Source organism: Catellatospora vulcania (assembly GCF_009720385.1).
Taxonomy (GTDB): domain Bacteria; phylum Actinomycetota; class Actinomycetes; order Mycobacteriales; family Micromonosporaceae; genus Catellatospora; species Catellatospora vulcania.
Genome location: NZ_WARX01000001.1, coordinates 1,271,262 through 1,285,003, shown reverse-complemented (window position 1 = coordinate 1,285,003; position 13,742 = coordinate 1,271,262). Strand labels below are relative to the sequence as shown.

Annotated in this window: 4 protein-coding genes; all 4 read right to left on the bottom strand. The window is 71.2% G+C overall.

From position 1 onward, the window contains the following. Nucleotides 1–6 precede the first annotated feature (6 nt). The 4 genes from F6W97_RS25000 to F6W97_RS24985 all read right to left on the bottom strand — a co-directional run bounded on the left by F6W97_RS25000 (nt 7) and on the right by F6W97_RS24985 (nt 13,714). Nucleotides 7–993 carry an LLM class flavin-dependent oxidoreductase gene (locus F6W97_RS25000; protein ID WP_155372824.1) on the bottom strand — a complete coding sequence of 329 codons (987 nt, stop codon included), beginning with the start codon at nt 991–993 and terminating at the stop codon, nt 7–9. A gap of 16 nt (nt 994–1,009) precedes the next feature. Then, nucleotides 1,010–12,073, bottom strand: coding sequence for a non-ribosomal peptide synthetase (locus F6W97_RS24995; protein WP_196279298.1), 11,064 nt, complete (start codon nt 12,071–12,073; stop codon nt 1,010–1,012). 67 nt (nt 12,074–12,140) lie between these two features. After that, the gene (locus F6W97_RS24990) at nt 12,141–12,350 is read right to left on the bottom strand and encodes an MbtH family protein (RefSeq protein ID WP_155372822.1); all 210 of its coding nucleotides are present in this window, start codon (nt 12,348–12,350) and stop codon (nt 12,141–12,143) included. Between the two features lie 44 nt (nt 12,351–12,394). Beyond that, a complete protein-coding gene (locus F6W97_RS24985) occupies nt 12,395–13,714 on the bottom strand; it encodes an MFS transporter (RefSeq protein ID WP_155372821.1) in 1,320 nt (439 codons plus the stop codon). Nucleotides 13,715–13,742: the final 28 nt, after the last annotated feature.

The following is a 13,742-nucleotide window of genomic DNA, read 5'->3' as shown; positions in this document are numbered from 1 at the left end:
CACCGCTTATGAGGCACTCGCCAGCCGGAGAGCGACAAGAATGTGCTCCAGGTCCTCGGCATCCTCGGGAGTGTTGAGGATGATGGTGTTCACGCCCACGTTGAAGTACTCGGCGAGGGCGGCGGCGACCTCGGCATAGTCACCGACGAGGTACGGGCAGAAGGTGTGGTAGGCGCGGAACGGGTACAGCCAGTAGACCTGGTCGAGGACCCCGGACCGCCGCACGTCGTCGGCGAGGTTGCGGTGCCACCGCGATTCGGCCTGTTGCGCAACCCAGTCGTGCAGCGCCTCGCCGCCCTCGTCGTGGGGGAACCTGGCGTGCGCGAGCGACCAGGCCTGTTCCGACGTCGGACGGGCGATGATCCCGAAGCGGATCCCACCGCCCTTGAACACGCCGCTGTCGCCGTAGCGGCCCAGCAGCCGCGGGTAGGTCAGCCAGCCTGCGCCCAGTTGCCGCCTGGCCTCCAGGCTCGCCTCGGATCCGCCGGAGACGTAGATTCGCGGCATGAGCTCCGCGTCGAACGGCATGCCGAGCTTCGCGCCCTTGACGGTGTAGTGCTTGCCCGCGTGCGAAACCGTCCCCTCGTCGGACAGCAGGCGGGTGACGATCTGGGAGTACTCGGTGATCCGGTCGTAGCGTTCGTCGTGGTCGATGCCGCAGCCGAGTTCGCGCAGATGGCTGGGGAAACCGCCGCTGACCAGGTTCAGGTCGACCTGGCGGTGGTACAGGTAGCCGATCGTGCTGATCGCACGCGCGGCAGCGAACGGGTGCGTGTACACGGGATTGACCGCGATCAGCGGCACCAGGCGTTCGGTGTTCTCCAGCAGGAACTGGGCGGCAGACCACGGGTCGACGCTGCGGTTGTCGGTGTGCACGAGCACGCCCCGGCAGCCCGCCTGCTCGATCCACCGGCACTTGTCCAGCAGTGTGCGCCGGTACTCCTCCGGGGGCACATCGGGGTCCGTCGGAAACGACGTGTAGACGGTGAGCATGGTGTGTCCATCCCTTTCAGACGTCTGCAGGCGCGCCGGCGCGGGCGGTGATGAGCTCGTTGATCGCGCGTACCGTCGGCTGGGCGACGAATTCGCGCAGCCCGATCCGCACGCCGAAGCGCTCACCGATCCGCGCCACGAGCACGGCGGCGAGCAGGGAGTGGCCTCCCAGGTCGAAGAAGGTGTCGTCGATCCCGACGTGCTGCGCGTCGACGACCTGGGCGAACAGGTCGCAGAGTGCTGCTTGCAGCTCTGATGTGGGGCTGGTCGTCTCATTGCCGGTGTACTGCGGTGCGGGCAGGGCTCTGCGGTCGAGCTTGCCGTTGGCGTTGAGGGGAAGCCGGTCGAGCACGACGACCGCCGAGGGCACCATGTACTCGGGCAGCAGGCTCGCGGCATACCGGCGCAGCGCCGCGGCGTTGACGGCGGTCCCGGCCGTTCCGACGACGTAGCCGACGAGACGGCGGTCTCCGGGCCGGTCCTCGCGGACGACCACCGCCGCCCGGTCGACCGACTCGTGTCCGGCCAGTGCGGCTTCGATCTCGCCGAGTTCGATCCGGAACCCGCGGACCTTGACCTGGTCATCGGCCCGGCCCAGGTAGTCCAGCTGCCCGTCCGGCGTCCAGCGCACCGTGTCCCCGGTCCGGTACATCCGCTCACCGGCACCGAACGGGCACGCCACGAACCGCGCCGCGGTCAGCTCCGGGCGGGCCAGGTAGCCGGCGGCCACGCCCGCTCCGGCGATGTACAGCTCACCGGCCACCCCGACCGGCACCGGCCGCAACCGCTCATCGAGCACGAACAGGCGGGCGTTGGCGATGGGCGAGCCGATCAGCGGGGCGCCTTCGCCGACGGCACGCCAGCCGCTGGCGTGTGCGGCTTCGGTGGGCCCGTACATGTTCATCACCCGGGCCGACGGGAACACGGCCCGGACCCGGTCCAGCACGTTGCGTGTCAGGGCCTCCCCGGCGAGCATCACCACGCGCACCGATGCGAAGGCCGGCACGTCGGCCAGTACCTGGCTCAGCGCGGACGGGACCGCCGAGACCAGCGTCCCGGGCCACGTCGCGGGCAGCTCGCCCAGGGCCAGTACGTCGCGTGCCAGCTCGACGCACCCGCCCGACGCCCACGTGCCGAAGACTTCGAACACCGAGACGTCGAAGCTCAGCGAGGTCGCGGCCAGCACTCGGGACAGGTCACCGGCTGGGAACTCGTCGGCGATCCAGGACAGGAAGTTGACGACGTTGCCCTGCGAAACGAGAACGCCCTTCGGCCTGCCTGTCGAGCCCGACGTGTAGATCACATACGCAGGGCTGTCTGCGTCCACCGGCACACCCAGATCGCCGTCGGGCCAGCGGCCCAGCAGACCGAACAGGCCCGGGTCGTCCAGCACGGCGACCGGTGCGACCTCGGCGAGCACCAGCCGCACCCGCTCGGCCGGCCAGCGCGGATCCACCGGAACGTAAGCCGCCCCCGCCTTCACCACACCCAACACCGCGACCAGCGCATCGACGGTCCGCGGCAGCACCACCGCCACGAACCGGCCCGGCCCCGCACCCACCGACACCAGATACCGGGCCAGCCGGTTCGCCCGCGCGTTCAACTGAGCGAACGTCACCTCCCGGCCCTCGTGCACCACCGCCACCGCATCCGGCGACCGCCGCACCCGGGCCTCGAACACATCGGCCAACGGCTCGAAGGGCACCGCGCGCGAGGCGGCGTTCCACCGCCGGAGTACCCGGTCCTTTTCGTCCTGGTCGAGGATTTCGATGTCGGCGACCCGCAGTCGAGGGTCGGCCACCGCCTGTTCCAGGATCATGTGGAATCGCTGGGCCAGCGATTGGGCGGTGCCGGGGTCGAAGAGGTCGATCGCGTATTCGAGTGAGCCGTCGATACCTGCCGCTGTGCCGTCGCCGGTCCGGTGCTGCTTCAGGTTCAGGGTCAGGTCGAATTTCGCGACGTCGGCTGGCAGCGCCTCCTCGCTCGCTTCGATTCCTTCCAGGTCGCATTGGTCTGCGGTCTCGGTGTCGACGGCCAGCGTGATCTGGAACAGCGGGTGGCGGGCGGTCGAGCGGGCGGGGTTGAGGACTTCGACGAGGCGTTCGAACGGCACGTCCTGGTGGGCGAATGCGGCCAGGTCGGTCTCGCGTACCCGGCTGAGCAGTTCGGCGAAGGTGGGGTCGCCGGACAGGTCCGTGCGCAGCACGAGGGTGTTGACGAAGAATCCGGCCAGGTCGTGCACTGCCTCGTCGAGGCGGCCCGCCACCTGTGTGCCGATCGGGACGTCGGTGCCCGCACCGGACCGGGACAGTGCCACCGCCAGCGCGGCCTGCACGACCATGAACACCGTGACCTGGTGCTCACGGGCCACGTCCAGGAGCCTGCGGTGCAGGTCGACGCTGATCTCGAACCGTGCCTCGCCGCCGCGGTGCGACGGCACGGCGGGCCGCGCACGGTCATAGGGCAGGGCAAGCTCCTCGGGCAGGTCCGCCAGCGCCCCGCGCCAATACTGCAACTGGTCCCCGGCCAGGCTGCCATTCGATTCGTCGCCGAGTAGTTCCCGCTGCCAGAGGGCGTAGTCGGGGTACTGCACGGGCAGCGCAGACCAGTCTGGAGCGCCGCCGGACAGGCGTGACGCGTAGGCCTGCGACAGGTCGCCGAGCAGCGGACCAGTCGACCAGCCGTCGCTGGCGATGTGGTGCATCAGGATCAGCAGGACGCTCTCGTCGGGCCCGAGTTCGAACAACCATGCCCGTACCGGCAGCTCGGATGACAGGTCGAAGACGTGTTCAGCAGCGGCGGACAACCTCGCCGCCAGCTCGCCCTCGGCGACCTGCGCCTCTTCCCAGTCCGGGGCCGTGCCTTCGTCGAGGATGTGCTGGCGCGGCTGCCCGTCCACGACCGGGAACACGGTGCGCAGCGCCTCGTGCCGGTCGACCACGTCGTTCAGCGCCGCTCGCAGTGCAGCCCGGTCCAGTGCGCCGCGCAGCCGCAGCGCGATGGGCACGTTGTAGACGGCGCTGCCGCCTTCGAGCTGGTCCACGAACCACAGCCGCTGCTGCGCGAACGACAACGGCAACCGCTCCGGGCGCGGCACCGGGATAAGAGCGGGGCGGGCCGCGCCGAGGCCGTCGAGCACACCGCACAGCCCCGACACCGTCGGCGACTCGAACAGCGCCCGGATCCCCAGCTCCACCCCGAACACCGCCCGCACCCGCGCGATCAGACGCGTCGCGAGCAGCGAATGACCACCCAGATCAAAGAAACTGTCCTGCACACCCACCCGGCCGACACCCAGCACCTGCGCGAACAGACCGCACAGGATCTCCTCACGCGCCGACATCGGCCCCTCAGACTCACCACCGGCGTACTGCGGCGCGGGCAGGGCTCTGCGGTCGAGCTTGCCGTTGGCGTTGAGGGGAAGCCCGTCGAGCACGACGACCGCCGCAGGCACCATGTACTCCGGCAGCCTGGCCGCGACATACCTGCGTAGCCCTGCTGCGTCGACAGCCGTCCCGCTTGACACGACGTACGCGACCAGGCGGCGGTCCCCGGGCCGGTCCTCGCGCACGACGACCGCCGCCCGGTCGACCGACTCGTGTCCGGCCAGTGCGGCTTCGATCTCGCCGAGCTCGATCCGGAAACCGCGGACCTTGACCTGGTCATCGGCCCGGCCCAGGTAGTCCAGCTGCCCGTCCGGCGTCCACCGCACCGTGTCCCCGGTGCGGTACATCCGCTCACCGGCACCGAACGGGCACGCCACGAACCGCGCCGCGGTCAGCTCCGGGCGGGCCAGGTAGCCGGCGGCCACCCCGTCACCGGCGATGTACAGCTCACCGGCCACCCCGACCGGCACCGGCCGCAACCGCTCATCGAGCACGAACAGGCGGGTGTTCCAGTTCGGCCGGCCGATCGGGACGAGTGCGCCCGCCCCGCCCCGAACGCATTCGCCCGACGTCACACCGATCGTGGTCTCGGTCGGCCCGTACGTGTTGTGCAGGTGCACGTCCGGGAGCACGGCGAGGGCGCGGTCGCGCAGGTCCCGCGGCAGTTCCTCACCGCCGCTGACCAGCTGGCGCAGCGACGTGCACTGCGCCGCGCCCGGCTCGTCGACGAACATCCGCAGCAGTGAAGGCACGAACTCGGCCGTGGTCACGTGCTCGCGGCGGACCAGGTCCACGAGATACGCGGGATCGCGGTGGCCGCCGGGGCGGGCCAGCACCATCGTCGCGCCGGTCACGAGCGGCAGCAGCAGCTCCCATACCGAGACGTCGAACGTGATCGGCGCCTTCTGCAGGATCCGGTCCGCGCCGGTGAGCCGGTATTCAGCCTGGAGCCAGAAGATGTGGTTGACGATGCCGCGGTGCGCGACGACGACGCCTTTGGGCCTGCCCGTCGAGCCGGACGTGTAGATCACGCAGGCGGGAAGCCGGGCGGCGTCGAGCCCTCGCGTCGTGGCCAGGTCGTCGTCGGCGAGCGTCTCGTATTTCCGATCAGCGCCGATGACGAGCGTACGCGGACCGCCGGGTGCGGCCTGTGCGGCGACCGCGGGGGTGGCGATGAGCAGTTCCGGGCGGACGTCGTCGAGCATCAACGCGATCCGGTCGGCCGGGTACTCCGGGTCGATCGGGACGTAGCCCGCACCTGTCTTGAGCACGGCGAGTATCGCGACGACGAGGTCGAACGACCGGGCCAGCGCCACGGCCACGAAACGCTCGGGCCCGGCGCCGAGCGACACCAGATGCCGGGCGAGGCGGTTGGCTTGCGCGTTCAGTTCGGCGAAGGTCAGCTGCCCGCCTTCGTGGACGACGGCGACGGCCCCGGGGGTGGCGCGCGCCTGTGCTTCGAACAGGTCCGGCAGGCAGTCGGCGGGAACCGTGTGCGAGGTGTCGTTCCACCGGTGCAGTAGCAGTTCCCGCTCCTGCGCACCCAGGATCCCCAGGGCGCCGATCGGGTCGCCGGGCGCCGACAGCGCGTTGTGCAGGACACGCAGCACCCGGTCGACGAGCACGCGGGCGGTGTCGTCGTCGAACAGGTCGATCGCGTATTCGAGTGAGCCGTCGATGCCGGACGCCGTGCCGTCGCCGGTGGGGCGCTGCCTCAGGTTGAAGACGAGGTCGAACTTGGCCACGTCGGCGGCGAGGCGTTCCTCGCTCGCCTCGACACCCGTCAGGTCGCATTGGCCGGTGGTCTCGGTGTCGACGGCGAGCATGATCTGGAACAGCGGGTGGCGGGCGGTCGAGCGGGCGGGGTTGAGGACTTCGACGAGGCGCTCGAACGGCACGTCCTGGTGGGCGAATGCGGCCAGGTCGGCCTCGCGTACCCGGCCGAGCAGTTCGGCGAACGTGGGATCGCCGGACAGGTCCGTGCGCAGCACGAGGGTGTTGACGAAGAACCCGACCAGGTCGTGCACCGCCTCGTCGAGGCGGCCCGCCACCGGCGTGCCGATCGGGATGTCGGTGCCCGCACCGGACCGTGACAGTGCCACCGCCAGCGCGGCCTGCACCACCATGAACACCGTGACCTGGTGCTCACGGGCCACGTCCAGGAGCCTGCGGTGCAGGTCGACGCTGATCTCGAACCGCACCTCGCCGCCGCGGTGCGACGGCACGGCGGGCCGCGCACGGTCATAGGGCAGGGCAAGCTCCTCGGGCAGGCCGGCCAGCGCCCCGCGCCAGAACTCCACCTGGTCACCGGCCAGAGTTCCGGCGGACTCGTCGCCGAGCAGGTCCCGCTGCCACAGCGTGTAGTCGGCGTACTGGACCGCGAGCGGCGGCCGGTCCGCCACCGAGCCGGCCAGCCGCGACGCGTAGGCCTGCGACAGGTCACGCAGCAGCGGACCCCATGACCAGCCGTCACTGGCGATGTGGTGCGTCAGCAGCAGCAGCACACACTCGTCGGGCCCCAGTACGAACAACCATGCCCGGACCGGCACCTCCGCCGACAGGTCGAAGACGTGACCCGCGGCCGCGGCCAAACCCGCAGCCAGCTCGCCCTCGGTGACACCGACCTCGGTGAGTACCGGTTTCACGCCGACATCGAGGACCTGCTGGTACGGCTGCCCGTCCTCCACCGGCAGCACGGTGCGCAGCACCTCGTGGCGGTCGACGACATCACCCAGCGCCGCGCGCAGGGCACCCCGGTCGACGGGACCGCGCAGCCGCAGTGCCAGCGGCACGTTGTAGACGGCGCTGCCGCCTTCGAGCTGGTCCACGAACCACAGCCGCTGCTGCGCGAACGACAACGGCAACCGCTCCGGACGCGGCACCGGGACCAGCGCGGGCCGCGCCGCGCCGAGGCCGTCGAGCACACCGCACAGCCCCGACACCGTCGGCGACTCGAACAGCGCCCGGATCCCCAGCTCCACCCCGAACACCGCCCGCACCCGCGCGATCAGACGCGTCGCGAGCAGCGAATGACCACCCAGATCAAAGAAACTGTCCTGCACACCCACCCGGCCGACACCCAGCACCTGCGCGAACAGACCGCACAGGATCTCCTCACGCGCCGACATCGGCCCCTCCGACTCACCACCCGCGAACTGCGGCGCAGGCAACGCCCTGCGGTCGAGCTTGCCGTTGGCGTTGAGGGGAAGCCCGTCGAGCACGACGACCGCCGAAGGCACCATGTATTCGGGCAGCCGGGTCGCGGCGTGCCGGCGCAGCGCCGCGGTGTCGACGGCAGTCCCGCCCGACCCGACGACGTAGGCGACCAGGCGGCGGTCCCCGGGCTGGTCCTCGCGCACGATCACCGCCGTCTGTTCGACCGGCCCGTAGTCGGCCAGCGCGGCTTCGACCTCGCCGAGCTCGATCCGGAACCCGCGGACCTTGACCTGGTCATCGGCCCGGCCCAGGTAGTCCAGCTGCCCGTCCGCCGTCCACCGCACCGTGTCCCCCGTGCGGTACATCCGCTCACCGGCACCGAACGGGCACGCCACGAACCGGGCCGCGGTCAGCTCCGGCCGCCCCAGATAACCGGCGGACACCCCGGCACCGGCGATGTACAGCTCACCGGCCACCCCAGCCGGCACCGGACGCAACCGCTCATCGAGCACGTAGACCCTGGTGTTCGTGACCGGCGACCCGATCAGCGGCGGCCCGCCGTCGGCCCACCACGCGGTCGCGTACACGGTCGTCTCGGTCGGCCCGTACAGGTTCACCACCCGCGCCGATGGGAACACGGCGCCGACCCGCTCCAACATGCCGGCCGGAACCGCCTCGCCGCCCAGCGCCACCACCTGCACCGATGCGAAGACCGGCGCATCCGCCAGCACCTGGCCCAGCGCGGACGGCACAGCCACGACCAGCGTCCCGGGCCACGTCGCGGGCAGCTCACCCAGCACCAGCACGTCGGGCGCCAACTCGATGCACCCGCCGGAAATCCAGGTGCCGAAGACCTCGAACACCGAGACGTCGAAGCTCAACGACGTGGACGCCAACACCCGGGACATCTCCCCGGCCGTGAACTCGGACCGCGCCCACGACAGAAGGTTGACGACCCCGCCCTGCGTGACGACCACGCCCTTGGGCCGGCCCGTCGACCCGGAGGTGTAGATCGCGACCACCGGGCTGTCGGCGTCGACAGGGACGGCGAGGTCTTCGCCCGAGCGCTGCGCCCACCCTTCGACGGAGGCGAGGTCGTCCAGTACGACGACCGGCCGGGCCTCGTCGAGCACGAGGCGTACGCGCTCGGCGGGCCACCGCGGATCCACCGGCACATAGCCCGCCCCTGACTTCACCACCCCGAGCAGCGCCACCAGCAGGTCGACTGTCCGCGGCATGGCCAGCGCGACGAACCGCCCCGGTCCCGCGCCGAGCGCGACCAGATGCCGGGCGAGGCGGTTGGCCCTGGCGTTGAGCTCGGCGAATGTCAGCTCCTGCCGGTCGTGGAGGAGCGCCACAGCGTCCGGCGACTGCCGCACCTGGGCCTCGAACAGCGCGGCGAGCGGCGCGAAGGAGACCGTCCGGGCGGTGCCGCTCCAGTCGTCGACGATCTGCTGCCGTTCGGTCTCGGAGAGCAGCACCAGGTCCGCCAGGCGGGCGTCGGCGTGCTCGACGACCTGCTCGAGCAGGCGGGTGAACCACGTCGCCAGCGACAGCACCGTGGGCTCGGCGAACACGTCGAGCGCGTAGTCGAGTCGCACGCCGATACCGAGCGGTTCGCCGTCGGCGCCGTGGCGCTGCTCGAAGTTCCACAGCAGGTCGAACTTGGCAGCTCCGGCCGGCAGCGGCTCGGCCTGGGCGCGGGTGCCGGGAAGCTGCCACTCCCGGAGGTCTTCTCCCCCGTCGAAAGCGAGCATGACCTGGAACAGCGGGTGCCGGGCGGTCGAGCGGACGGGGTTGAGGACTTCGACCAGGCGCTCGAACGGCACGTCCTGGTGGGCGAACGCGGCCAGGTCGGCCTCGCGTACCCGGCCGAGCAGTTCGGCGAACGTGGGATCGCCGGACAGGTCCGTGCGCAGCACAAGGGTGTTGACGAAGAACCCGACCAGGTCGTGCACCGCCTCGTCCGACCGGCCGGCCACCGGTGTCCCGAGCGGGATGTCCGCGCCGCCACCGGCCTTGCTCAGCAGCGCGGCCAGCGTGGCGTGTACGACCATGAACACGGTCGACTGGTGCTCGCGCGCCAGGTTCGCCAGTCGGCGGTGCAGGTCGACGCCGATGTCGAACCGCACGTCGCCGCCGCGGTACGACGCCGTCGGCGGACGCACATGGTCGTACGGAAGCGCCAATTCCTGGGGCAGCCCGGCCAGCGCCTCGCGCCAGTACCGCAACTGGTCCCCGGCGAGGCTGCCGGCCGATTCGTCGCCGAGCAGTTCGCGCTGCCAGAGGGCGTAGTCGGGGTACTGGACGGGCAGTGGCGACCAGTCAGGGGCGGCATCGGACCGGCGTGCGGCGTAGGCCTGCGCCAGGTCTCGTGTCAGCAGGCCGAGTGACCAGCCGTCGCTGGCGATGTGGTGCGTCAGCAGCAGCAGGACGCGCTCGCCGGGACCGAGTTCGAACAACCACGCCCGGACCGGCAGCTCGGCGGAGATGTCAAACACGTACCCGGTGGCGGCTGCCAGCGCGGCCGCCAGGTCGCCCTCGCCGACGCGGGCCACTTCGAGCACCGGTGCCGCGCCGACGGCAAGGACCTCCTGGTGCGGTTCGTCGCCCGCGACCCGGAACACGGTGCGCAACGCCTCGTGCCGGTCGACGACGTCGCCCAGCGCGGCGCGCAGGGCGTCGCGGTCGACGGGGCCGTGCAGCCGCCACGCGAACGGTTCGGTGTAGGCGGCGTTGCGTTCTTCGAACTGGTCCACGAACCACAGCCGCTGCTGCGCGAACGACAACGGCAGCCGCTGCGGGCGCGGCACCGCGACCAGCGCCGGTCGGGCCGCGCCGAGGCCGTCGAGCACACCGCACAGTTGCGACACGGTCGGCGAGTCGAACAGCGCCCGGATTCCCAGTTCCACGCCCAGTGCCGCCCGCACGCGTGAGATCAGCCGCGTCGCGAGCAGGGAGTCCCCGCCGAGGTCGAAGAAGTCGTCGTGCAGGCCCACGTGCTCGACGCCAAGGACGTCGGCGAACAGTGCGAGCACGGTCTGCTGCTGTGGCGTGACGGGGCCGTTGTCGACGGAGCCTTCGAACACGGGCGCGGGCAGGGCCTTGCGGTCGAGCTTGCCGTTGGCGTTGAGGGGAAGCCCGTCGAGCACGACGACCGCCGCAGGCACCATGTATTCGGGCAGCCGGGTCGCGACATACCGGCGCAGCCCTGCTGCGTCGACGCTCGTCCCGGCCGGCCCGACGACGTAGCCGACCAGCCGCCGGTCCCCGGGCCGGTCCTCGCGGACGACCACCGCCGCCCGGTCCACCGACTCGTGCCCGGCCAGTGCGGCTTCGATCTCGCCGAGTTCGATCCGGAACCCGCGGACCTTGACCTGGTCATCGGCCCGGCCCAGGTAGTCCAGCTGCCCGTCCGGCGTCCACCGCACCGTGTCCCCGGTGCGGTACATCCGCTCACCGGCACCGAACGGGCAGGCCACGAACCGCGCCGCGGTCAGCTCCGGGCGGGCCAGGTAGCCGGCGGCCACGCCCGCTCCGGCGATGTACAGCTCACCGGCCACCCCGACCGGCACCGGCCGCAACCGCTCATCGAGCACGAACACGCGCGCGTTGGCCACCGGCGAGCCGATCAGCGGGGCACTCTCGCCGACGGCACGCCACCCGGTGGCGTACACGGTCGCCTCGGTCGGCCCGTACAGGTTGACCACCCGGGCGGACGGGAACACGGTGCGGACCCGTTCCAGCACGTTGCGCGGCAGCGCTTCACCCGCCAGCGCCACCACCCGCACCGACGCGAAGACCGGCGCGTCGGCCAGCACCTGGCTCAGCGCGGACGGGACCGCCGAGACCAGCGTCCCGGGCCACGTCGCGGGCAGCTCGCCCAGGGCCAGCACGTCGCGTGCCAGCTCCACGGACCCGCCCGACGCCCACGTGCCGAAGACCTCGAACACCGAGACGTCGAAGCCCAACGACGTGGACGCCAGCACCCGGGACAACTCGCCGTCGCGGAACTCCCCCACCACCCAGGACAGGAAGTTGACGACATTGCCCTGCGAGACCAGTACACCCTTCGGCCTGCCCGTCGAACCCGACGTGTAGATCACATACGCGGGGCTGTCGGCATCGACGGACACGCCCAGGTCGCCGTCGGGCCACTGGTCCAGCCGCCCGAACAGGCCCGGGTCGTCCAGCACCGCGACCGGTGCGACCTCGGCGAGCACCAGCCGCACCCGCTCGGCCGGCCACCGCGGATCCACCGGAACGTAAGCCGCCCCCGCCTTCACCACACCCAACACCGCGACCAGCGCATCGACGGTCCGCGGCAGCACCACCGCCACGAACCGGCCCGGCCCCGCACCCACCGACACCAGATACCGGGCCAGCCGGTTCGCTTGTGCGTTCAACTGAGCGAACGTCACCTCCCGGCCCTCGTGCACCACCGCCACCGCATCCGGCGACCGCCGCACCCGGGCCTCGAACACATCGGCCAACGACTCGGGGGAAGCGGCGCTGTTGGCGTTGCGGACGTCGTACACGGCGGGCTCCTTCATGGTTGCGCGCTTCGCGGGGCGGTGGGGTCGGCGGAATTCGCGGGTCGCGCCGTCAGCGGTTGTCGGCGGAGCGGACGGGGCGCAGCAGGCGGTCCGTCCAGGTCGCCTCCACGAAGGCGACGGCGGCCGCGCGGCTGCCGGGGCCGAAGACCCCGGTCCAGCCCGGCGGGATCTCGATGGCCTCGGGCCAGAGGCTGTACTGCTCGACGTCGTTGCGCAGCACCAGGAAGACGCCGTCCTCGGCGTCGAAGGGATGGGACATGATGCGGCTCTTTTCGCTCGTGGTGGATGGTGGGCGGCGTGCCGTCAGCCGGGGTTCGCCGCGGAGGCGACCGCCACAGGCCGGTCGGCGCTGTCGGTCTCGACGTCGGCTTCGTCCTTGGCCCCGCCGCGCACGTAGGTGTAGTCGCGCACCTTGTGGTTGAGCACGACGGCTCCGGAGAGCAGGACGAGGATGCCGCAAGCCGCCATGGTCCAGCGCACGCCGACGATGTTCACCGCCCAGGCCGCGACGGCCAGCCCGAAGGGGCCCGGCAGCAGGGAGATCATCCAGTCGAGCGAGGAGACCCGGCCCTGCAGCGAGGTGGGCACCTGCTCCTGGATCAGGGCGAACCAGTTGATGTTGCCCAAGGAGACGCCGAACAGGAACCCGACTCCGGCGACGGTCGCGACGACGATGTTCGGGGATACGGCCATGAGCAGGATGGCCAGACCGCAGGAGCCGAAGCCGACCCAGACCGCGGGGACCCGCAGCTTCGGGTTGCGGGACTTCTTCAGCAGTGCCGCGACGACTCCGCCGATCCCGCTCACGGCCACGTTGATGCCGTACAACACCGGGCTGGCGTGCAGGACGTCGCGCAGCAGCATCGGCGCGAGCAGGGCGAGCGGGATGAAACCGACGAAGCTCGCGAAGCCGACCGCGATCATGTTCCACCACAGCCATGGCCGGTTGCGGCTGTAGGCGAACCCCGTGCGGATCTCTTCGCGGACGGAGGTGGGGCCGTCTGCCTCCTGTCCGGCCTCGGGGGCCGCGCGCCGCACCCCGCGCATGGCGAGCAGGCCCGCGGCGCCGACCAGGAAGCTGAGCGCGTCGAGCCCGAACGCCCAGGCGGGTCCGATCGCCACGACGATGACGCCGCCGAGCACCGGTCCCGCGATGAACAGCGTGGCCGTCCGGCCGAGGGTGACCAGCGAGTTGCCGGCCACCATCAGGTCCTTGGGCAGCAGGTCCCGCATGATGGCGGTGGAGGCCGGCAGGAAGAACGCGTCGGCCAGCCCGAAGACGAAGGCCACGGCGACCAGCGCCCACACGTTGGCCTGTCCGACGGCGCTCAGCAACGAGACCAGCCCGATCGCCAGGCCGCAGATCACATTGGTGGTGATCATGACGATGCGGCGGGAGAGCCGGTCCACGAAAGCTCCGCCGATCAGCATGAAGATCACGGTGACGACGGTGTCCGCGCCGACCGCCAGGGCCACCACGAACGGATCGTTGGTGAGCCTGAGCACCTCCAGCGGCAGCGCCACGAGGAACACGCCGTTGCCGAGGAACGAGATGGTCTGCGCGAGCAGGAAAAGCGTGTAGTTGCGCTGCTTCAAGGCGCGGCGCGCATCCTTGTCGAACATATGAAGTCCTTTCGGTTCGCGATACGGG